At 61.9% G+C, this 20082-nt stretch carries 21 protein-coding genes; 1 reads left to right on the top strand and 20 read right to left on the bottom strand.

Annotation, left to right across the window (positions count from 1 at the left end):
• Nucleotides 1-83: 83 nt before the first annotated feature.
• The 4 genes from resB to KTJ78_RS06320 are packed head-to-tail and all read right to left on the bottom strand — an operon-like array spanning nucleotide 84 to nucleotide 3730.
• Entirely contained in the window at nucleotides 84-1742 is a 1659-nt protein-coding gene (gene resB / locus KTJ78_RS06335) for a cytochrome c biogenesis protein ResB (RefSeq protein ID WP_217133722.1), read from the bottom strand.
• Complete coding sequence (locus tag KTJ78_RS06330) at nucleotides 1720-2460, bottom strand: cytochrome c biogenesis CcdA family protein (protein ID WP_369808002.1); 741 nt, start codon at nucleotides 2458-2460, stop codon at nucleotides 1720-1722. The genes resB and KTJ78_RS06330 overlap by 23 nt, the downstream gene beginning before the upstream one ends.
• A gap of 8 nt (nucleotides 2461-2468) precedes the next feature.
• The gene (locus KTJ78_RS06325; RefSeq protein WP_217133720.1) at nucleotides 2469-3086 is read right to left on the bottom strand and encodes a TlpA family protein disulfide reductase; all 618 of its coding nucleotides are present in this window, start codon (nucleotides 3084-3086) and stop codon (nucleotides 2469-2471) included.
• Nucleotides 3086-3730 (bottom strand): histidine phosphatase family protein, encoded by a 645-nt coding sequence (locus KTJ78_RS06320; protein ID WP_217133718.1) that lies wholly within the window; start codon nucleotides 3728-3730, stop codon nucleotides 3086-3088. The genes KTJ78_RS06325 and KTJ78_RS06320 overlap by 1 nt, the downstream gene beginning before the upstream one ends.
• A gap of 62 nt (nucleotides 3731-3792) precedes the next feature.
• Here KTJ78_RS06320 and aspS point away from each other — a divergent pair, with 62 nt between their 5' ends.
• Nucleotides 3793-5136, top strand: a complete 1344-nt coding sequence (gene aspS / locus KTJ78_RS06315; RefSeq protein ID WP_369808001.1) for an aspartate--tRNA(Asn) ligase — start codon at nucleotides 3793-3795, stop codon at nucleotides 5134-5136.
• Nucleotides 5137-5553: 417 nt separating this feature from the next.
• Here the strand turns inward: aspS and KTJ78_RS06310 are convergent, their stop codons facing one another.
• From KTJ78_RS06310 to KTJ78_RS06235, 16 genes are all read right to left on the bottom strand, one after another.
• On the bottom strand, nucleotides 5554-6306 hold the full coding sequence (locus tag KTJ78_RS06310) for an enoyl-CoA hydratase/isomerase family protein (protein ID WP_217133716.1): 753 nt from the start codon (nucleotides 6304-6306) through the stop codon (nucleotides 5554-5556).
• Nucleotides 6307-6315: 9 nt separating this feature from the next.
• On the bottom strand, nucleotides 6316-7140 hold the full coding sequence (locus KTJ78_RS06305; RefSeq protein WP_217133714.1) for an ABC transporter ATP-binding protein: 825 nt from the start codon (nucleotides 7138-7140) through the stop codon (nucleotides 6316-6318).
• Nucleotides 7124-7975, bottom strand: coding sequence for an ABC transporter ATP-binding protein (locus KTJ78_RS06300; protein ID WP_217133711.1), 852 nt, complete (start codon nucleotides 7973-7975; stop codon nucleotides 7124-7126). The genes KTJ78_RS06305 and KTJ78_RS06300 overlap by 17 nt, the downstream gene beginning before the upstream one ends.
• Nucleotides 7972-8829 (bottom strand): ABC transporter permease, encoded by an 858-nt coding sequence (locus tag KTJ78_RS06295; protein ID WP_217133709.1) that lies wholly within the window; start codon nucleotides 8827-8829, stop codon nucleotides 7972-7974. Before KTJ78_RS06295 ends, KTJ78_RS06300 begins: the two co-directional genes overlap by 4 nt.
• A 1-nt stretch (nucleotide 8830) precedes the next feature.
• The gene (locus KTJ78_RS06290) at nucleotides 8831-9766 is read right to left on the bottom strand and encodes an ABC transporter permease (protein WP_217133708.1); all 936 of its coding nucleotides are present in this window, start codon (nucleotides 9764-9766) and stop codon (nucleotides 8831-8833) included.
• 52 nt (nucleotides 9767-9818) lie between these two features.
• Nucleotides 9819-11384: an ABC transporter substrate-binding protein gene (locus KTJ78_RS06285; protein WP_217133706.1), complete on the bottom strand. Its 1566-nt coding sequence runs from the start codon at nucleotides 11382-11384 to the stop codon at nucleotides 9819-9821.
• Between the two features lie 14 nt (nucleotides 11385-11398).
• Complete coding sequence (locus KTJ78_RS06280) at nucleotides 11399-13009, bottom strand: AMP-binding protein (protein ID WP_217133699.1); 1611 nt, start codon at nucleotides 13007-13009, stop codon at nucleotides 11399-11401.
• A complete protein-coding gene (locus KTJ78_RS06275) occupies nucleotides 13002-13745 on the bottom strand; it encodes a TetR-type transcription factor C-terminal domain-containing protein (protein ID WP_217133697.1) in 744 nt (247 codons plus the stop codon). Before KTJ78_RS06275 ends, KTJ78_RS06280 begins: the two co-directional genes overlap by 8 nt.
• A gap of 414 nt (nucleotides 13746-14159) precedes the next feature.
• The gene (locus KTJ78_RS06270; protein ID WP_217133695.1) at nucleotides 14160-14729 is read right to left on the bottom strand and encodes a hypothetical protein; all 570 of its coding nucleotides are present in this window, start codon (nucleotides 14727-14729) and stop codon (nucleotides 14160-14162) included.
• Between the two features lie 423 nt (nucleotides 14730-15152).
• On the bottom strand, nucleotides 15153-16331 hold the full coding sequence (locus tag KTJ78_RS06265; protein ID WP_217133693.1) for a M20 metallopeptidase family protein: 1179 nt from the start codon (nucleotides 16329-16331) through the stop codon (nucleotides 15153-15155).
• Nucleotides 16328-17797, bottom strand: a complete 1470-nt coding sequence (locus KTJ78_RS06260) for an MFS transporter (protein ID WP_217133691.1) — start codon at nucleotides 17795-17797, stop codon at nucleotides 16328-16330. The genes KTJ78_RS06265 and KTJ78_RS06260 overlap by 4 nt, the downstream gene beginning before the upstream one ends.
• Nucleotides 17798-17842: 45 nt before the next feature.
• Entirely contained in the window at nucleotides 17843-18412 is a 570-nt protein-coding gene (locus KTJ78_RS06255; RefSeq protein ID WP_217133689.1) for a TetR/AcrR family transcriptional regulator, read from the bottom strand.
• 267 nt (nucleotides 18413-18679) lie between these two features.
• Nucleotides 18680-18979, bottom strand: a complete 300-nt coding sequence (locus KTJ78_RS06250; protein WP_217133687.1) for a Dabb family protein — start codon at nucleotides 18977-18979, stop codon at nucleotides 18680-18682.
• 24 nt (nucleotides 18980-19003) lie between these two features.
• The gene (locus KTJ78_RS06245; RefSeq protein WP_217133685.1) at nucleotides 19004-19303 is read right to left on the bottom strand and encodes a glutaredoxin family protein; all 300 of its coding nucleotides are present in this window, start codon (nucleotides 19301-19303) and stop codon (nucleotides 19004-19006) included.
• Between the two features lie 93 nt (nucleotides 19304-19396).
• The gene (locus KTJ78_RS06240; RefSeq protein WP_005504750.1) at nucleotides 19397-19495 is read right to left on the bottom strand and encodes a 30S ribosomal protein bS22; all 99 of its coding nucleotides are present in this window, start codon (nucleotides 19493-19495) and stop codon (nucleotides 19397-19399) included.
• A gap of 86 nt (nucleotides 19496-19581) precedes the next feature.
• Entirely contained in the window at nucleotides 19582-20034 is a 453-nt protein-coding gene (locus tag KTJ78_RS06235) for an ArsR/SmtB family transcription factor (protein ID WP_217133683.1), read from the bottom strand.
• Nucleotides 20035-20082 lie beyond the last annotated feature (48 nt).

The following is a 20082-nucleotide window of genomic DNA, read 5'->3' as shown; positions in this document are numbered from 1 at the left end:
CGAAAGGCCCCGGCCGGCTCAGGTGAGCCGCCGGGGCCTTCGTGCGTGGTTGAGCGCTCGGCGCGATCCGCCCGGTGTTTCGACTAGAGCTCTTCGCGGTGCGACGTCTTGAAGTCTTCGACCGCGCGTTCAAGCGTCGGGTCATCGCCACGGGCCAGGGCCGCGTACTCGAAGGTGACGCCAGAGGCATTCGGGATCGCCTTGACCCACATGCGCCTGCGCGGCACGAAGATCGAGCCGATCAGGCCGGCCGTTGCGGCAAGGGCCGAGACGAGAATCCAGGTTTGGGCGGGGTTCGTGAGCACGTCGAAACCGACGTAACGCGGAACCGAATCCATGCTGATGGTACCGAGGCCGTTTGGCAGGTCGACCGTTTCGCCGAGGGTGAGCTCGAGCGAGTCTTTGTCGACGGCGCGGCCCGTGAGCTGCTCCATCTCGCTCGTGTCGAGGGCGTATACCGACTGCGGAATGCCCTCGTTAATGCCGAGGTCGCCCTCGAACACATCGAGCGTGAGCACCGGATCGTTGAGGTCGGGGTACGACGAGGTGAGAGCACCCGTGTCGAGCTCGGCCTTCGTCGGGTAGAAGAAGCCGCGCAGACCGAGCTGCTCAGGCATGCCATCAGACACCTTGATGATGCCGAGCGACGTCATGTTCGTGTCCTGCGGAATGAAGACGACGGGCTCCTGGTGCACGATCTTGCCCTCGGCGTTGTGAATCGTGATCACGGGAGCGTAGCCGTTCGCGAGCAGGTAGATGCTTGATGAGGCGAAGCGCAGCGGGTGGTTAACCCTGACGAGCTCCTCCTTCGGCTCTGCGCCGTCGGCAGGGAACATCGTGACGAATGCGCGGTGCTCAAGCACCTGGCCAACCGCGTTCTGGTTCGCGTCTTCTGGCGTCACGTAATCGATCTCGAGGTTGTCGAGGCGCATGCCCCAGGCCTCGAGCGAGTTCTCGTCAAAGTAGGTGCCGCTCGTCGCGGTGTCGTAGTCGATGAGTGCGTTGACCATGGCTGCCTCGCCCTCGATGAGCACCTTCTGCCCATGAAAGTTGAAGGCGCCGTTGACGCCAATCGCGACGAGCACGCCGAGCAGGCCGATGTGAAACACGAGGTTACCGGTCTCACGTGCGTACCCGCGCTCGGCCGAAACCGAGACCTCGGTGCGACCGCGAAAGGTGCGCTCTTCGATGACCGTGCGGTAGCCCTGCTTCTTGAGCAGTTGCTCGCCGCGGGCAACCGCAGCCTGAGCAAACTCGAGCTTCTCGGCATCAGAGGCGTTCTCATTCGTGACCTCGGTCGAAGAGAATCCGGCCATGCGGGTGAGCCTCGCCGGGGTTTTCGGCGGGGCCGAGCGCAGCGCCTTCCAGTGCTGGGCAAGCCTCGGCAGCACGCAGCCAACGAGCGAGATGAACAGCAGCAGATAGATCGACGAGAACCAGACCGAGCCGTACACGTCAAACATTTGCAGCGGAAACGCGTCGAGCACCTTGAAAAGGTCAGGGTTGTCCTGCTGCCAGAGCGCGACACCGTTCGGGTCGGCGCCGCGTTGCGGAAATAATGAGCCGGGGATCGTCGCGATCGCGAGCATGAGCAGCAGCAGGAGCGCCACACGCATGCTCGTGAGCTGTCGCCAGAACCAGCGCAACCAGCCTTTGATGCCGAGTTCGGGGCCTTTAACCGTTGCCCTTTCATCGAAGTCGACTGATCCGCCGTCATAGTCAGAGGGGCGGGACGAAACCATCGATCACCACCTGCAAATGAGACATGAAGACTCCCCACAGCCCCGTCACCATGACGAGGCCGATGAGAATCATGAGAACTCCGCCTGCGATATTAATCGCGCGAATGTGCTTGCGCAGAAAGGCGGTAACGCCCGACATCCAGCCGAAGCCGAGCGCGAGCAAGATGAAGGGGAGGCCGAGCCCGAGCGAGTAGCCGATCGCGAGCAGCACGGCACGCGACATCGAGCCCTCGGTCAGGCTGAGTGCCATGATCGTGCCGAGCGTTGGGCCCATGCAGGGCGCCCACCCGAGGCCAAAAACCATGCCGAGCACCGGGGCTCCGGCAAGACCAACACGGGGTTTGATCTTCAGGCGCCGCGTGTTTTGCATGCGACTGAAGAGCCCCAGAAATACGAGGCCCATGAGAATCACGATGACGCCCATGACCTGCAACAGCACGTCCTGATACACGAAGAGCCACGCACCGACACTGCCGGCGAGAGCGTTCAAGGCAACAAAAACAATGGTGAAGCCCAGCACAAAGAGCAGGGCACCGAGCGAGACCCGCCACCTGGCCTGCTTCTCTCCCCCGTCGCCCGCGACGCCGCCAACGTAGGCGAGGTAGCCGGGTACGAGTGGCAACACGCAGGGCGAGGCAAACGAGATGAGTCCAGCGAGAAGTGCGATGAGCATGGCAACAAAAAGCTGCCCGTCAGCGACGATTGCCTGTAACCCCACGGCGGTGCCTACGAGCCCGACTCGTCGAGTGTTTCAGAGATCAGGGTGCGCAGCTGTGACTCGCCAGCAATCTGGCCAAGCACGCGGTGCGCAACGCGCCCCTCGGTGTCGAGCACGAGGGTCGTCGGGACGGCGTTGAGCGGAATCTTGCCCGCGAACGCGCGCTGCACGCCGCGATCACCGACGGTGTCGAGGATCGAGTCATACTCAATACCAAATTCCTCGGTGAACCCACGCGAGACGGCCTCGCCATCACGGGTGTTCACACCTAAGAACTTCACGTCTTGGTCGTCAAACTCGTTGTAGGCGGCAATGAGGTCGGGTGCCTCGGCACGGCACGGAGCACAGCCCGCGTACCAAAAGTTCACGACCGTGACGTGGCCCGCGAAGTCGGCGCTGCTGATCGGGTCACCATTCTCGCCCGTGCCTTCAAACTCGACCGCCTCGGTGCGGGCCTCGGGAGCGATGCTCGTGGTTGATCCATCACCCGCGATATAGCCTTTGTCAGACGCGTCTTCCCACTGCTGCGAGAGCGTGTCGGGTGACGAGCTGCAGGCGGCGAGGCCGACGGCAAGCGAGACGCCAAGGGTTGCGGCCGCGATGCGGCCAGCACGACGAAGCTTCATTACACGGCCCCCACATCAACCGAGCCACCATAGAGTGGCGCCGCGGGCACACGGTAGCCAACCTCGACCCACGTGTCACCGCGCTTTTCGAACGAGGTGATGCTCGAGAGGTCACAACGGCGCTTCGCCGGATTGTGCCAGAGCTTCTCGCCCGCGATGTCGAGGTGCGCCATCCAGATCGGTGACTGGTGGCTCACCATCACGATGTCGCCCTCGGGAGTCGACTGCCACGCATCGTCCATCGCGGCACGCACGCGCGTCGCAACCGAACGGTACGGCTCGCCCCAGCTCGGCCGGAACGGGTTCCAAAACTTGTGCCAGTTGCGAGGCTTCTTGAACTCGGCGCCAGGGCCGTGGTTCACCTTGCCCTCGAACCAGTTCGTCGGCTCAATGATGCGCTCTTCAGTCTCGACCGGCAGGCCGAGCGCCGCCGAGACGGGAGCAGCAGACTGCTGCGCGCGTTCGAGTGGCGACGCAAAGAGGCGCGCAACGGAGCGGCCCGAGGCCTTAAGCTCATCGGCTGCCGCACTCGCCATCTCGTGGCCAAGGTCAGAAAGAACGAAGCCCGGAATACGCCCGTAGAGCACCCGATCAGGGTTATAGACCTCTCCGTGGCGAACGAGGTGAAGTTGCTTGCCAGTCACGCCCCCATTCTACGTTTGAGACCCGCTCGTAACTGAGAGTTCGCTAACGCTAGACTGTTGGGGTGAAGAACCGTGAGTTGATCAAGAATCTTGCCGCCCGTGAAGACGGCACCGTAACCGTTTCAGGCTGGGTCGAAAAGGTACGCGACCAGCGCCACGTGCAGTTCGTGGTGCTTCGTGACGAGACCGGAGCCGTACAGCTGGTGAACGGCGGTGTACTGCGCGAGGCCGACCCCGAGAACCCCCGCTCAGACATTCTGCTCACCCGCACCGAGACCATCACGCACCTGGAGCTCGGCTCGTTCGTGACCGTCACCGGTGAGCTGCAGCACAACGAGCGCGTCAAGCTCGGCGGTGTCGAAATTCAAATCGAAACCATCGAGGTGGTCTCGCACTCGCTCGCCGAGACCCGCACCACCCCAGACTCGCACATCGATGTGCGCCTCGACTGGCGCTTCCTCGACCTGCGTCGCCCCGAGCAAAACCTCATCTTCCGCGTGCAAACGACCTTCGAGCACGCGCTGCGCGAGGTGTGGATGAACCGCGAGTTCATCGAGATTCACACCCCGAAGCTCATGGCCTCAGCGTCAGAGTCACGCGCCGAGCTCTTCGAGGTCGACTACTTTGACGGCAAGGCGTACCTCGCGCAGAGCCCCCAGTTCTTTAAGCAGATGGCCCAGGCCGCAGGCTTCGGCGGCATCTTCGAGATCGGCCCCGCGTTCCGCGCCGACCCCTCGTTCACCTCGCGCCACGCGACCGAGTTCACGTCGGTCGACACCGAGCTGAGCTGGATCGAATCGCACGAAGACGTCATGGAGCTGCACGAAGAGCTCATCGTTGCCGGCCTCACCGCCGTCAAAGAGAAGCACGGCGAGGCCATCAAGAAGGCCTTCAACATCGACATCACCGTGCCCGAGCGCCCCTTCCCCCGCATCCCGCTCGCTGAGGCGAAAGAGATCGTCAAGGAGCGCGGCTACGAGGTGCCCCGCGCCGACGCCGACATGGACCCAGAGGGCGAGCGCCAGATCTCGGCCTACGTGCGCGAGAAGTACGGCCACGACTTCGTCTTCTTGACCGACTACCACGAGTCGATCCGCCCGTTCTACCACATGCGCAGCGAAGAAGACTCGTCGCTCACGAAGAGCTACGACCTCATCTACAACGGCACCGAGATCTCGACCGGCGCTCAGCGTGAGCACCGCATCGAGGTGCTCGAGGCGCAGGCCCTCGAGAAGGGCATGGACCTCAAGGAGCTCGAGTTCTACCTCGACTTCTTCCGCTACGGCATGCCCCCGCACGGCGGCTTCGGCATGGGCCTCAACCGCGTGATTATGCTCATGCTCGGCCAGTCGTCGATTCGCGAGGTCACCTACCTCTTCCGCGGCCCGACGCGTCTGAAGCCGTAGGCTGGCGGCGTCGCGAGCCGCGCTCTGGCGGCTGCCGACTGCCGGCCTCGCGGCTGACGTCTCGCGGCTCTCGACCTCGGGGCTGACGGATCCCGGCCTCGCGGCCTCGCGACTGACGGATCCCGGCCTCGCGGCCTTGCAACCCGGCGGTTTCTGTCAAGGGGCGGTGCTCACTTCGGTGGGTGCCGCCCCGCTGGTGTTTTTTGGGTGCTAGCGCCTCGTGCCTGGCGGCTTTGAGGTGTGGGTCGCCTCGCGCCTGCCGGTTTTAGGGCGCTGTCGCCACGTGCCTGGCGATTTCTCGTTTACTTGACGAAAAGCAGGGTGTAATCGCTCGAACACCCTGCTTTTCGTCAAGTGGAGCGCGAAATGCGGGTCATCACCCCGTGCGAGACCTCGCGCCGCAGCGAACTGTGCACCTTACTGGGCCTTTGACGCCCAGAAACGCTCGAGACCTGCCTGAATGATGCCCTTCTCCCATGCCTCGGCGGCGACGACATTTTCACGTGCGACAGCGGCTTCAAACTCGGCAAGCGTGGGGCGTAGGAGGCGTAGATGCTGAGACGTAGCGCTGCCCTCAGGGTTCCACCGGTGTGCAAGATCAACGGCTGCCCCCACGAGATCAGCCTCAGCGACAATGGTGTCGAGCAGCCCGATCGCGAGGGCTTCGTCGGCTTCGACTCGCGGGGACTCAAGCACGAGACGGCGGGCTGCCTGCCCCAAGAGACGACGCAAGAACATGCTCGAACCGTTCGAAATCGTGAGGCCGATGCGGTTTTCGGGCAGCATGAATGCGCTCTGCGCGGTACCCACCCGGGCATCGCAAGACATTGCGACCTCTGAGGCACCTCCGACAGCAAGACCATTGACCGCAGCAATCACCGGAACCTCGCTCTCAAGGATCGCCCGAGTAATATCGTGAAAGGTTTCGACGGCCTGCATGAGCTCGGCCTGCCCCTGAACACCGGCTTCGCGAAGGTCTTCACCCGCAGAGAAAGCCGGGCCAGTACCCGTAATAACGATGCCCCGCGAGGCTCCAGCCACGCCAAAGGCGCGAATATGTTCGGCAATTTGCACTCGCATGCCCTGAGTAAGGGCGTTGAGCTTTTCAACGCGATCAATACGCACGACGGCCACGTCGCGCTCTTCGAATACCTGAATCGTGTGCGGCATGGGTTCTCCTTAGGCTTCTGAATGTTGCCAGCGTGCGCCACCGAGGCGGGGCACAGCGTCAAGCAGTTGTCGCGCGTACGCGGTCTGGGGGTTATCAAAGAGTCGGGTTACTTCGCCGTGCTCAACCACTTCACCGTGTTGCATCACGTAGACGTGCTCGCTCACATAGCGAATAACCGAGAGATCGTGCGAAATGTAGAGCATGGCAAAGCCGAGCTCTCGCTGCAGGTCGCGCAACAGGTTCAAAACGGCGGCTTGCACCGACACGTCAAGTGAAGCCGTGACCTCATCGAGCAGCAGATAGTCGGGCTCGACGGCGAGCGAGCGAGCAATCGAAACACGCTGCAACTGACCGCCCGAGAGCTCATGTGGGTAGCGGGCGAGGTGAGATGTTTCAAGACGCACCATGCGCAACAGTTCTTCGGCTCTGCGCGCCGCTGCTTGAGCATCAAGCCCCCTGCCCTGCTTGGCACGTCCGTTCTGCGCATTCGGCTTTCGATACAGAGCGGCAGCCTCGCTCAACGTCTCACCGATAGTCATTTTGGGGTTCATCGACGTGCGAGGGTCCTGAAACACGAGTTGAACGCCATAACGAGCCGGGTGCTTCAATGTGCGTGTCGGTGACGCCAGCTCACTGCCCTCGATCGTGACCCTGCCTGTGGCAAGCCGGTTCATGCCCACGCCGGCCTTCGCAACCGACGATTTGCCCGAGCCTGACTCGCCCACGAGACCCACGGTTGATCCACGTTCAATGCGCAGGTTAACCCCGCGCACAGTGAGTTCATTGCGTGCCGAGCCAAAACGAATGCCGACGTCTTCAAAGATCAGTGCCATGCGCTGCCACCCCCGCATCAAAAATGTCATCGATCATCGCGAGCGGTTCGTCGCGATCGGTTGAAAGATCTGGCACCGCACGCACGAGCATTTGTGTATAGGCATGCCCCTTGCCCGCGAGAAGTTCGTCTGTAGTGAGCACGTCGACGAGGTCGCCGCGATACATGACGAGCACCCGTTGGCATATCTCTGACAGCAGCGCGATATTGTGCGACACCATGAGAATCGCGGTGCCATGCTCACGATTGAGCTCACTCATGATCGACATGACCTGTGCCTGCACCGTTACATCAAGTGCAGTGGTTGGTTCATCAGCGATGACGAGTTGCGGGCGATGCATGAGTGCCATCGCGATCATGACGCGTTGCCGCATGCCGCCCGAAAGCGCATGCGGGTACTGTTTCATGACCCGCTCGGGGTTCGGTACGTGCACGTCACTGAGAGCTACACGTGCACGGTCGAACGCTTCAGCACGCGTTACCCTCTCGTGCGCCCTGGTGCCCTCAATCAGCTGTTTGCCAATGGTCATTGACGGGTTCAACGAGCTCATGGGGTCTTGAAACACCAGGCCGAGTTTCGTGCCGAGATGAAAGCGCAGCTCAGCCGGGCTCAGCCCGCTGAGCTCACGGCCAGCAACCTCAATGCGGTCGCTCGTCGCGGTAAGACCACGCGGCAGCAACTGTGCGATTGCGAGCGAGGTGAGCGTCTTACCGCTACCCGACTCGCCGACGACTCCAACAACCTCGCCTGGGGCCACCTCGAATGACACGTCACGCACGATGCGCTCGGCAGGCGACTCAATCGAGAGGCCAGCCACTGTGAGTACGGGCGTCATACCGCCACCTCCTGTGGTCGTCGAGTTGCGGTCTGCTTGGCACGAAGCAGCGGGTTCGTGGCTTTGGCGAGCGCATCGCCAAACATAGAAAGCGCAAGCCCGGTGAGCCCAATCAGCACGGCTGGTGCAACAGCGGCCCAGGGGTTGAGGTAAAAGTTGCGCACGCCGTCGGTGAGCATCTGCCCCCAGTCAAATTGGGGTTCTTGCACGCCAAGGCCCAAAAAGCTCAGCGACGAAAGCGCGATGATGCCCTCGCCCACCGCTGAGAAGCTCGTCACGATAATGCTGTCTGAAACGTTGCGCAGCACGTATCGAGAAAGGATCGAGCGACGCTTCACACCGAGCACTCGGGCCGCTGCCACGTAGTCCCGGGCAACGGTCGATGAGACGAGAGCGAACGTAAACCGGGCAAAGATCGGGGTGAAGGCAATGCCAATCGCGATCACTGCTCCCTTGGCTCCAACACCAAGAATGGTCACGACCACAACGCCCAGCAAAATATCACCGAAACTCAGCATCGTATCGATGATCGCAGCACCGATGCTCCGCACCCGACGGCCTGAGGCGGCAAGCACGGCACCGAGCAGGGAGCCGAGCACGACCGCAATGAGCACGGCGGTAACGCCGAGCACCAGCGAAAGCCGAGCTGCCGCGAGGGTGCGGGTGAGAATGTCTCGTCCGAGGCCATCGGTGCCCAGCAGATGGCCGGCTGATGGCCCTTCGCTAGCCCGCATCATGTCAACGGTGGTCGCCGTGGGCCCAAAGCCGTCAGGGCCAAGCACCGCAAGAACCGCGAGCGCGATAAGCAAGAGCGTAGAGATCACGCCGCTCGGTGAACGAAAGAGCGTCTTCACGTTATGCCTCCTTCGCCTGTGGATCGAAAACGCCAATGAGCACGTCAACGAACATGTTCATCAGCACGACGCTTGCTCCGAGCACGAGCGTGATGCCCTGCACGACCGGGTAGTCACCGCTAATCACCGAGCGAATGAGCTCGGTGCCGAGCCCGGGTCTCGCAAACACAATCTCAACGACTACGGCGCCGCCGATGAGGCTCGCAAAAAGCGTTCCGCCGAGAGCAAGGCCCGCGGGAGCCGCGTTGGGAAGTACGTGCCGCAGGTACACCTGCGACGAACGAGTGCGTTTCGACCATGCAGTGCGCACGTACGACTGCTCAAGCACCTCCAGAGTGCGCACCCGTATCACGCGGGCAACCATCATGCTTGGCCGTAGTGAAACCGCGATTGCCGGAAGCACGAGAGCAGAGAAACCATCGGCGCCGGCAACCGGAAACCATTTCCATGTGACCGCAAAGAGAAACACTAAAAAGGTTGCGGTGAGATAGTGCGGCATGGCGGCGAGCGCCCCGGTCACCCCTGAAAAGACGACGTCAAAGCCCGGGCGCTGCCGGTGCGAAATGATGCCCGAGAGAAGCCCTATGAGCACACCGCTCACCGCGATCAGCACGACCGCAGCCAGTGTGAGCGTGAGCGTCGGTTCAAGCTTTTGAGCGATGATGTCAGCGACCGGCTGCCTCGTTTTAAATGAGGTACCGAAATCGCCCTGCACAATGCCAAACAGGTACGTCATGAACTGTTCGAAGAGCGGCCTGTCGAGGCCGAACTCGGTGCGCACGATATCGACCGCGCTCTGATCGGCCTGTGCCCCAGCGATCGTACGCGCGGGGTCGCCAGGAATGAGGTGCACCATTGAAAAGGTAAGCACCACTACGCAAAGGAGCACCATACCGAGGCGCGCTATTCGCCTCGCGATCGTTGACCACTGTTGCATCTCACTCACCTCGGTATCGGTTACTGGGGTTGGGTTTGGCGTCGCTCTAGCGCTACTTCGCCTGAGCGAGGGTGCGAAGGTCAACCTTGTAGAAGTCAGCATCGAACTCGAAGCCCGCTGAGAACCACAGAGCATTCGACCAGGTCATCGGCTTCACATCGACGTTTTCAAGCAGTGCCGCTTCGGCCTCACCCCAGAGTGCGCACCGTTCGTCGCCCATCGTTGCGGCTGCCTCAGCGACGAGACCGTTGTAGTCTGCGTTCTGCACGTTGCCGACGTTGAGGGTCTCGCCAAGGGTGCCACTGATCTGGTTCACGAGCGCACTCGGCAGCGGGGTCGGCACCGGGTAAGGGAACACCATGAGATCCCATTCACCGGTTCCAAAGAGCACGCCCAGCCCCTGCTCAAGCGTTCCCTTATTCACCTCGACCTCAACTCCGATGCTCCGCAGTGCATCGGCAATGTACTCGGGGCCTGAGTTCTGGGTGTCGATGCCCAGCAGACGCACCTTCAGCGGCTTACCGCCCTCGCCGTACCCTGCTTCAGCAAGCACTGCCTTTGCTGATTCGGGATCAAAGCCAGTGACGAGTTCGGCGTTCGCATCGGTGTAACAAGCCATGTTTGGCGTATACATCGTGTCAGCCGCACTACCAAGGTCGAACGTAGCGGCCTTCGTGTAACTCGCGTTGTCGATGGCGAGCGAGAGCGCTCGGCGCACGTCAACGTTGTCAACGGCAAGTCCCTCTGTCTGGTTGAACAGGAGAGCATCAGCCATGTAGGCCCTACCGTCATGCTCGTCGAATGACCCTTTCAGCCGTTCTGCATCACGACCGAGCACCGAAGTGATGTTCACAGCCTTGGTCTCAAGCAGGTTGGCACGGGTCGTGTCATCGCCAACGACCCGCAACTCGAGTGTCGCGGGAACCTTTGCCTGTTCGATGACTGGCGTCTCGCGGCTCTCGAGCGTGTAACTCTCACCCCGGCTCATCTTGCCCATGATGTGCGTGCCTGTTTCAGCTGGAGCTGAAGTGAGAGCGTCGAGATCGTCAAAAGCCGTCGGGCACACGACATAGGCCTGTGACAGCCCCTCGAGCAGGTACGTATACGGCTCGTTCAGTTCGATATCGAGCGTTCCCGCAGCTGAGTCTGCCGTGATGGTTTTCAGCCCTCCGGGGCCAAACACGCGGCTTGCGTACAGCGCACCTGTTTCGGGAGCAGCGAGGTGCTCGAGCGACTTCGCGATGCCCTCAGCGTCAAGCACGGTACCGTCGCCGCACGTCAGGCCTTCGCGCAGTTGAAAGGTGCCGCCGTTCTCGCGCATTTGCCACTCGGCCGCGAGTGATCCGCTCACCTCAACGGTCGCGTCGGCCGCGTCAACGCGCACGAGCGTGTCATACACTGCGTCAAACATCTGTTTCGCCCCGGCCTCTCCGGCACTCTTAAACGGGTCAAAGGTGTCGACGTCATTGCGCATGACGATGCTCACGTTCGTGAGATCAACGCCATCAGCGCCTGCGCCGCTGGAGTCTTGACTACAGGCGACGAGTGAGAGCATCAGAGCTGCGGCTGAAGCTCCGGCTGCAAGCCGCACGGTGGTTTTCAAGGGTTGTTGCATCATTGCACACCTCTTTCTTATGGCGTTGGTTTTGGGGTGGTCGACCGCTGAGCAGCGGTCACAGCAAATACGGGTGTTGCCTCTGCAACCGCGCGCTCAACAAGCAGCGGCTTTGAGACGCGAAGCGAGGGGGTAAGCGGAAACTCGTCGACGAATGAAAAGAGGCGCGGAACCTTGAACCGTGCAAGGTTTGCTTGGGCGTGCTCGCTGAGGGCCTCGGCGGTTTCTCTACCGGCTGCGACACCTTGCGCAAGCTTCACAAAGAGCTTGACTTCTTCGCCCCACAGTTCGTCGGGTTCACCAACGGCGGCGCAACTGACGACGAGTGGGCTCGCACCCATGACGGCTTCGACCTCGGCGCTCGAAATGTTCTCGCCACCGCGACGAATCATCTCTTTCAACCGCCCCACGAGAAACAGTCGCCCCTCAGAGTCACGCTTGACGAGGTCGCCCGTGTGGGCCCACCCATCAACGATGGTTGCCGCAGTAGCCTCTGGCTTATTCCAGTACCCCTGCATCATGGGTGTACCGCTGACAACCATCTCACCAATCTCGCCCGGGCCAACCGAACGCCCTTCGGCGTCTCGAACATCAACGGTTTTGCCAGGAACAGCAACGCCCAACGCACCGGTGCCAACGGTCTCGGTGTCGTCAAGTGGCGACATGAGATCAACACCGGTCTCGGTCATGCCAAAAGCTTCACGCCAGGGCGCACCCCAGCGTTGTTCAAGCTCAGCGTGGTGCGCAGCCGGGATACCTGAACACAGCACAAGCCGCACCCGATTGTCACGGTCAAGCTCGCTTGGAGGCTGTTTGAGCAGCAACATCGGCATGGTGCCAAGAATGTAGAAAATGGTTGCGCCGTGTTCACGCACCGAACCCCAAAACCCTGAAGCCGAGAACCGCTCGAGCACCACGAGGGGAACGCCAGCAGTCAGCGCCATCGCCGTATTCCACTGCGGATCCATGTACGAGAATGGTTGCGCGGTCAGCACGACATCGTCTCTCGTGAGGCCAGCGAGTCCCGCTGCCAGCCAGCCAATGCGCAGCCAGTAGTCGTTCGTGAGCATGCACGCCTTCGGAAACCCTGTGGTGCCCGAGGTGTATTGAAAATTTGCAAGCGACGAACGCTGCAGCTCGATATCCGGGCGCACTGCTGGGTGCTGAGCCGCTTCTTCGAGCAAGTTGGAGATGCGGATAACACGCACCGGGTGCTCCTGCTCAGCTGACACTGTCTCGACAAGGGCGACGTGGGCTTCAGAAGTCACGACCAGCCGAGCGCCCGAGTCTGCGAGCACATAGGCGAGGTCAGAGGCCTGGTAACTCGAGTTAATCGGTACGACGGTAATGCCTACCTTCAGCGCCGCAAGCCAAGTCACCGGCCAACCGAGCTCATTACCGAGCATGATGGCGATGCGACTGCCGGGTTCGAAACCCTCGGCGTGCAACCACTGAGCAACCTGCGAAGTGATGCACTCGATATCAGCGAAGGTGTACGAGTCGCTACCAAAGCGCAGGAACTCACGCTCGGGAATCGCTACGGCCTGGGCCTCGAGCAGTTCAGCAAGCGTGTGAGCTGATGGCTCAGAAGAGAGCATTTCACTGGTGACGATGGGGGTATTAGTCATCGTTCTGCTCCTCTGCACGTTTCAACGTGGGTTCCCACGCCGACTTCGGCATGGCTTCAAGGTCTGGCATACGAACATCGACAGCGCCGATTGATCTCGCCGCGTTTGCGGCGCCTCCACCCGTCGCGCCGAGCACCGCAAGTGCATGCTGCACAAATTCACGCACGATCTCATCAAGACCGCTCGGCCCGTCGGGACGGTACCAGGCGCTCACGCCGGTGCACATGTTGAGTAGCGAAAGTTTGGTAATGCGCGGGTTGTCGGCGGTGAACTGGCCTGCGTCGACCCCGGCGGTAATTGCTCGCGACCAGAGCTGCTCGTAATCGTCACGCATTTGCACGATCTCGGTGAACGCTTCGGTGCCCGGCGTCAACGAGCGAATCTCCCAGTCAGTCACGAAACTCAGCATGCGGTTACGACCGTGCGCACCAACGAGCACACCAACGAGACTCGCAATCTCATCGGCCGGTGTCGCCGCACCTTGCAGGGCTTCTTCGGTCGAGGCTTGCAGCAGTTGCTGCCCCTCGCGAACGATCTCGATGAGCAGAGCTTCTTTACTCTCAACGAAGTGGTAAACACCGGCGTTTGTCACACCGGCAAGTTTGGCGATGTCGCGAATGCTCGTACCAGCGTAGCCCTTGCGGGCAAAGAGGAAGACGGCTGAAATCTTGATTCTCGCGGCGGTATCGGGAGCGTCGGCAAGGTCAAGCGCGAGGCCCGCAGAAATATTACTCATGATGGTCCCTTTCGAAAGCTCTTTCTTTCGTTACCTACCGTTCGGTAAGTGCAAAGGTAGCATGCTTTGCCCCGGCGCGCCACACGCACAAGCTTCAGAGGCCGGGTGGCCATAGCTCGGCCGCCATATCGAGTCTGCTCATTCTGCGTTTACTTGACGAAAAGCAGGGTGTAATCGCTCAAACACCCTGCTTTTCGTCAAGTGGAACGCGAAACGTCGCCGCAACGCAGACACGCGTAGCCGAGGCGACCCCCGAAACCGGTCGACTCAAGACGCCGATCGGCGACAACGCGGATCGGTCACGAAGCGGATCGGCCAAGAAGCCGATCGGGCCAAGAAGCTGATCGAGTCACGAAGCTGATCGGGTCACGAAGCTGATCGGGTCACGAAGCGGACCGGGCCGCGACAGCCCGCTCAATCGAGAGAGGCCAAGACCTCGAGAATCGCGTCGGGGCCCAGCTGCCGGCCAGGCCCAGAAAACGCGTCGATGCGGTAGGTGTAGCCGCCGGGGTACCGGTAGAGGGCGAGTTCTTCGAGTTGATCCGCCGCGTCGGCATTCGCGCCCTCGGGCTGTTCTTCGGTTTGCAGTACGACCTCCCGGCCGCGCAGGTCGAGCCGTTGTAGCGTCGAGTGGGGCACGGGGTTCACCTCGATCAGGTCTTCGAGACTCATGGTCGTGGCCGAGACCGCGAGCAGGTAGGTGTCGCTGCCACGCTCGTACAGGTACGAGATTTCTTTCGGGCCGGTACCGTTACCGCTGCGCGTGATCTCGTTGACCGTGACCGTGGCGAGCTCGTAGCCCTCGGGCGTGAACCGGGGCTCGATCGGGGTGAAACCCGCGGCTTCGAAGGCCGCTTCGGTCTCATGCGGTGCGAAAGTCTCGCTGGCAAGCGGCTGTTGGCTCGGCTTCACGAAGATCCACCACGCGAGAACCCCTGCGACTAGCACCGCGAGCGCGACCAACAGGGGTTTCGTTCTCGTCATGCACGGTCTCCCTCGAGCGGTTTGGCGCGAGACTCTGCCGCCTCAGCCCTCGTGAGCACAGTTTACCCGCGGCTCGCGAACGCAGACAAGCGTCTTGGTGAGGCGTTTCGGGGGCGGCGGCACCTCGTGCCTGACGATTTTGCCTTTACTTGACGAAAAGCAGGGTGTTTCAGCGATTACACCCTGCTTTTCGTCAAGTGGAGCGCGAAGCGGCAGGCTAGGCACGAAGCGGCAGGCCTGGCACGCAACTGCCGACTGAGCGCGAAGCGGCAGGCCTAGCACGCAACTACCGACTGGGCGCGAAGCGGCGGGCCTGGCACGAGGCGACTGGCCAGGCACGCAACTACCGGCCAAGCCGCAGACTAAGCCCCCAAACGACCCAAAAGCCGCAGCGGATCGAGCCGCGGATCGAGCAGCGTGCCGCTACTTCGAGAGCCGCGCCAGCGCGAGCTGCGCGAGCGAGGCAGCGCCAACCGACAGCACCGCGTCGTCGAACTGCACGAGCGGCGAGTGGTTTGCGGCAGACATCGGGTCGATGCCGTCGGGGGTTGCTGAGAGCATGTAGAAGGTTCCGGGAATCTCGTGCAGCACGTACGAGAAGTCTTCTGAGCCCATGACGCCGTGAGGGGGCACCTGCACGAGGTCTTCGCCGAACTGCTCGCGCAGCGTTTCGATGGCGAACTCGGTCTCGGCGGGGTCGTTCACGGTCGGGATGTACTGAGTCTCGAAGTTCACCTCGGCCGTGCAGCCGTGCGCCGATGCAATACCCGAGGCGAGCTCTTCGATGAAGCCGGGAAGGGCGTCGAGGCTCGTCTGGGTCACAGTGCGCACGGTCGCGCTGAGCGATGCCGAGGGCGGAATCACGTTGACGGCCTCGCCCGCGCTGAGGCGGGTCACGCTGATGACGACCGGCTCGAACACGTTGAACTTGCGGGTGATCATGACCTGCAGTTGCGTCACGAGTTCGGCGAGGGCTACCACCGGGTCGGCCGCGCCATAGGGCATCGAGCCGTGGCCGCCGCGGCCGTGAACCGTCACGTGCAGCTCGCTCGAACCAGCGAGCATCGGGCCAGGCAACGTTGCGAGCAGGCCGCGGGGGCCGGGACCAACGTGCAGGCCGTAAGCGGCGACGGGGCGCTCACCGGCGGCATCGAGCACGCCCTCCTTGATCATGACGCTCGCGCCGTTGAATCCTTCTTCGCCCGGCTGGAACATGAAGATGACTGAGCCGGCAATCTCGTCCTGCTTCGCAGCGAGCAGCTTTGCCGCACCCACGAGGCCCGCAGTGTGCAGGTCGTGACCACAGGCGTGCATGTTGCCGTTCTGTGAGGCGTACTCGAGACCGGTCTGCTCTTCGACCGGCAGACCATCCATGTCACCGCGCAGGAGCACGGCGGGTCCAGGCTTCGCGCCGCGCAGCACGGCAACGATCGAGGTGGTCTCGGTTCCGAGGGTGATCTCGAGGGGCAGACCCTCGAGGGCCTCGAGCACTCGCTTCTGCGTGAACGGCAGATCGAGCCCGACCTCGGGGTTCTGGTGCAGCTCGCGGCGCAGGGCGACGAGTTCGGGAAGCATCGCTTCGGCTTGGGCCATGAGGGTCATTCGGTTACTCCTTCGGTGTTGATTTCGGTTTCAGCGTCTTGCACGGAGAGGGCCATGGTCTGGGTTCCCTGCACGCGTACGAGCAGCAAGATGAGGGCGGCGATGGCGAAGCCCGCGGCGCAGATGATCCACACCGAGACGTAGCCACCGGCCGACGTGTATGCGGCGCCGGGCGCGGTGAATGCCGACAAAACGACGGCGAACACGGCGCCAGCGAGCGCGCCGCCGAGCGTCTTCAGGGTGTTGTAGAGGCCCGTCGCAATGCCGGTCTCAGAGCGGGGTGAGCGTTCGGCTACCAGGGCCGGGAGCGCTCCAAGCAGCAGACCGCCTGCGAGGCCCGAGGCCACGATGCTCACGATCACGACGGCGAGGCTCGTGTGCCCCACAGCGAGCATGATGTTGCCAACCGCGGCAACCGAGACCGCGAGCAGCAGCACGCCGCGAATCGTGATGACCCGTGCGAGGTTCGCGAATATAGCCGCACCAATCACCGCGCACAGCGCCGAGCCCGCGGTGAAGAGGCCAATGACGCTCGTTTTGAACCCGAAGCCGTAGCCCACCTCGGCGCCGGGGGCAGCGAGGAAGGTGGTGGTGATGGTCTGGGTGCCAAAGAGGGCCATGCCGAAGAGGAACGAGGTGGCGTAGGCCGGCCAGAGGGCACGCGAGGTGACGACGCGAATGTTGATAGCGGGGTTCGGAATGCGCAGCTCCCACCACACGAACACCGCGACCGCGACGAAGCCGACGACGAGGCAGGCCCACGGGGTGAGGCTCGCAAAGCCCTCTGCCTGAGCGAGGCGCATGCCAAACAGCAGCGCGAGCATGCTGACGGCGAGCAAGATGAAGCCGAGCCAGTCGATCTTGACTGGGTTGCGTTCGAACGAGTCGGGCACGACGGTGAACACGACGATGACGCACAGGAGCACGATGATAGCCGGAACCGCAAGCGCGATGACGATCGGCAGTCGACTCCCGAAGAGGCCGCCGACGATCGAGCCGAGCACCGCACCCCCGGTGAGGGCCGAGACGAGGAAGCCGATGGCCTTGCGCCCGGTCTCGCCCTGAATGCGGCTGTGAATGATCGCGATTTCCAGTGGCAGCCAGACGGCAAGCGGGCCCACGAGCAAGCGCCCCGCGAGTACCGCCGGGTATGAGGGAACGAACGCGGTAATGAGCACACCGATAAACACCGAGATAATGCCGATGCGCAGCATGCGCCGGTGCCCGAACATGTCGCCGAGCTTCGCGAGAATGGGCACGCACACGGCAGCCGCGAGCGTCTGGATGGTGTTGAACCAGGTGATGTCGGCGTCGCTCACGCCGAGGTGCTGCGCGATGCTCCCGAACAGGGGCAGGTAGTAGCCCTGGATGAAGCCACTCGTGAGCTCCACGAAAATCAGAAAACCGACGACAGCGCCGACTTTGACCGCAGCGCCCTGCTGCGGTGTGGTGTTACTAGCGTTCATAATGCTCCGTTGCAAAAAAGGAAAAACCGGTATTAAAAGGGTGGGTCAGAGACCACAGAGCCTCGCGACAATGCGCCGCTCGTGCTCGAGGTCGATGGAAAGGTTTCGAAAGGCCTGCCGGTAGATGGCGAAGCCTGAGATCGCGTCAAGCAGCATGTCGGGGTCGGTGTCTTCTCGAATCTGGCCCGAGTCGATGCCGCGGGTAATGATGGCCCGGCCGACCTCGCGACGACGTGAGAAGTTGAGTTGCCACAGGTGCGAGCGAACATCGTCTTCAAACATTGCCGACCACACGCCCGAGCGTGCGCCCTTCTCGTCATTCAGCCGACCGCTCTGCTGGTGTGCAAAGCGCGCGAGATCTTCGACGACGTCTCCGGTGTTGACGTCTTCAGGAGCGCTGAGATGACTCGCGAGGGTTTCGGCGACGAGCAAGCCCTTGTCGGGCCAGCGGCGATAAATCGTCGATTTACCGCAACCAACAGCGGTTGCGATTCTTTCGATGCGCAACTTTGCATAGCCATCACGAGTGAGTTGCTCGAGTGTCTCTGTAAGGATGCGCTCAGTGAGGGCCGCATCCATGCTGCGCCCGCGCACTGGCTTCGTCGCCGTCTCCATGCGAGAACAGTAACACAAAAATCACCAATTCGAAACGGTCCGTTTCGAATTGATTGATGAGGGCGGATCTCCCCGCCCGATCACCGGGGCACGCGATCTCAGGGCACGCATTCTCAGGGCACGCATTCTCCGGGCACCCAATCTCCGGGCACGACAAAGACTTGTCGGGCACGGCAGGCGCCGGCCGCGATCCGCCATGAGAACAATCTCAGGGCACGAAAAATACCCGGCCGCGACGAGCGGTCGCCGGCCGGGTAGGCGCGATAACTAGACCGTGAAGTCTGTGGCCACACGGCCAGCGGCGAGTTCCTTGAGCAGTGCGACCGCGGGCTGATGCTCGGGGTGCACGGCGTAGGCCGCAAGGCCCGCCGCGTCGTCGAAATCGGCGATGAGGGTGAGGTCGAAGTTTGCGCCGTCATGCAGCTCATTGCGGTGCAGGCTCAAAGCACGCACCTCGGCGATCGAGTCTCGAAGCGGTTCGATGACCGCGCGCACGCGCTCTGCCTGCTCGTCGCGCTCGGCACGAGTCTCGCCGTTCAGTTTCCAGCTCACAATGTGTCGCAGCATTGCACACCCCTCATCTGTGTTTGATTACGAACGAAAGAGCCCGCGCAGGCCCCTCGCGGCACGCTTCGTGACAGCCGCGATAAAACGTTCCCTGTCGACTCGCCAGTACGAGTGACGCTTGCCGTCGATGAGCACCACGGGAATATCTTCCTGGTACCGCGAGATGAGCGTCTCGTCGTCGAGCATGTTGAGCTCGGTCAGTTGGGCTTCAATGCCCTCCGCCCGCAATTCGCTGAGGGCATCTTCGAGCACGGGTCTCGCGTCGTCGCACAGGTGGCAGCCCGGCTTCGTGATGAACGTCACCTCGATGACACGCTTTGACACGGCGCAAACCCTCTTCTCTTGACAGCTTTTCGATACAACAAAGCGCCGATCCCCTCGCGAGGGCCGACGCTCCGTTCGGTCAGAAAGCTCTGACTACTTCTTGTTACGACGCTGGTGGCGGGTCTTGCGAAGCAGCTTACGGTGCTTCTTCTTTGACATGCGCTTGCGACGCTTCTTAATTACTGAACCCATGGGTTACCTCACAAAGTCATCAGTGACACCGTTGATCGGTGCCCACAAGTCTAAAATCTTACCCCGTTGTGGCTGAGAGTGTGAAATTAACTTGAGGGAAACTTAAAACGAGCAACAAGCTGCTTCACCTGGCTCTGCGCGGCAGCGGCCGCGCGCCCCACCGCTTCGGCAGCGTCGTGCAGACCACCGGGCAAGACTTCTTCGGTCGGGTCGGGCAGCAGTTCACCGTCGGCGTCGAGGTATTCGACCGATACCTCGGTCTCGAACCCGGCCGAGAGAAAGGGAATCACGAAGTCTTCAACGAGCTCGAGCGGTTCGGCATTGAGCGAGTAGAAGCGGTGCTGCCCCTCTTCGCGCACGGTCACGAGTTCTGCCTCGCGAAGCACCTTGAGGTGCTTCGAGACGGTGGGCTGACTCGTTTCAAGCTGCGCAACAATCTCAGAGACGCTCACGCCGTTCTCACTGTCGTGGTGCTCAAGCAGCACCTGCAGTATGTCGCGCCTCGTCGCGTCAGCAATCACTCCAAAAATGTCTGGCATAACACAAGGGTATCTCTTTTGAGGTATAGAGTGGCAAACAAAGACGCA

Source organism: Leucobacter chinensis (assembly GCF_019049105.1).
Classification (GTDB): Bacteria; Actinomycetota; Actinomycetes; order Actinomycetales; family Microbacteriaceae; genus Leucobacter_A; species Leucobacter_A chinensis.
The sequence above is the reverse complement of the archived record's forward strand: the minus strand, read 5'-3'. Positions and strand labels throughout refer to the sequence as shown.

Bases quoted from the DNA above. Each gene is read 5' to 3' on its own strand.
- resB (WP_217133722.1), bottom strand. From the start codon at position 1,742: ATGGTTTCGTCCCGCCCCTCTGACTATGACGGCGGATCAGTCGACTTC.
- KTJ78_RS06325 (WP_217133720.1), bottom strand. From the start codon at position 3,086: ATGAAGCTTCGTCGTGCTGGCCGCATCGCGGCCGCAACCCTTGGCGTC.
- KTJ78_RS06310 (WP_217133716.1), bottom strand. From the start codon at position 6,306: ATGCCGCACACGATTCAGGTATTCGAAGAGCGCGACGTGGCCGTCGTG.
- KTJ78_RS06305 (WP_217133714.1), bottom strand. From the start codon at position 7,140: ATGGCACTGATCTTTGAAGACGTCGGCATTCGTTTTGGCTCGGCACGC.
- KTJ78_RS06300 (WP_217133711.1), bottom strand. From the start codon at position 7,975: ATGACGCCCGTACTCACAGTGGCTGGCCTCTCGATTGAGTCGCCTGCC.
- KTJ78_RS06290 (WP_217133708.1), bottom strand. From the start codon at position 9,766: ATGCAACAGTGGTCAACGATCGCGAGGCGAATAGCGCGCCTCGGTATG.
- KTJ78_RS06285 (WP_217133706.1), bottom strand. From the start codon at position 11,384: ATGATGCAACAACCCTTGAAAACCACCGTGCGGCTTGCAGCCGGAGCT.
- KTJ78_RS06280 (WP_217133699.1), bottom strand. From the start codon at position 13,009: ATGACTAATACCCCCATCGTCACCAGTGAAATGCTCTCTTCTGAGCCA.
- KTJ78_RS06275 (WP_217133697.1), bottom strand. From the start codon at position 13,745: ATGAGTAATATTTCTGCGGGCCTCGCGCTTGACCTTGCCGACGCTCCC.
- KTJ78_RS06270 (WP_217133695.1), bottom strand. From the start codon at position 14,729: ATGACGAGAACGAAACCCCTGTTGGTCGCGCTCGCGGTGCTAGTCGCA.
- KTJ78_RS06265 (WP_217133693.1), bottom strand. From the start codon at position 16,331: ATGACCCTCATGGCCCAAGCCGAAGCGATGCTTCCCGAACTCGTCGCC.
- KTJ78_RS06260 (WP_217133691.1), bottom strand. From the start codon at position 17,797: ATGAACGCTAGTAACACCACACCGCAGCAGGGCGCTGCGGTCAAAGTC.
- KTJ78_RS06255 (WP_217133689.1), bottom strand. From the start codon at position 18,412: ATGGAGACGGCGACGAAGCCAGTGCGCGGGCGCAGCATGGATGCGGCC.
- KTJ78_RS06250 (WP_217133687.1), bottom strand. From the start codon at position 18,979: ATGCTGCGACACATTGTGAGCTGGAAACTGAACGGCGAGACTCGTGCC.
- KTJ78_RS06240 (WP_005504750.1), bottom strand. From the start codon at position 19,495: ATGGGTTCAGTAATTAAGAAGCGTCGCAAGCGCATGTCAAAGAAGAAG.
- KTJ78_RS06235 (WP_217133683.1), bottom strand. From the start codon at position 20,034: ATGCCAGACATTTTTGGAGTGATTGCTGACGCGACGAGGCGCGACATA.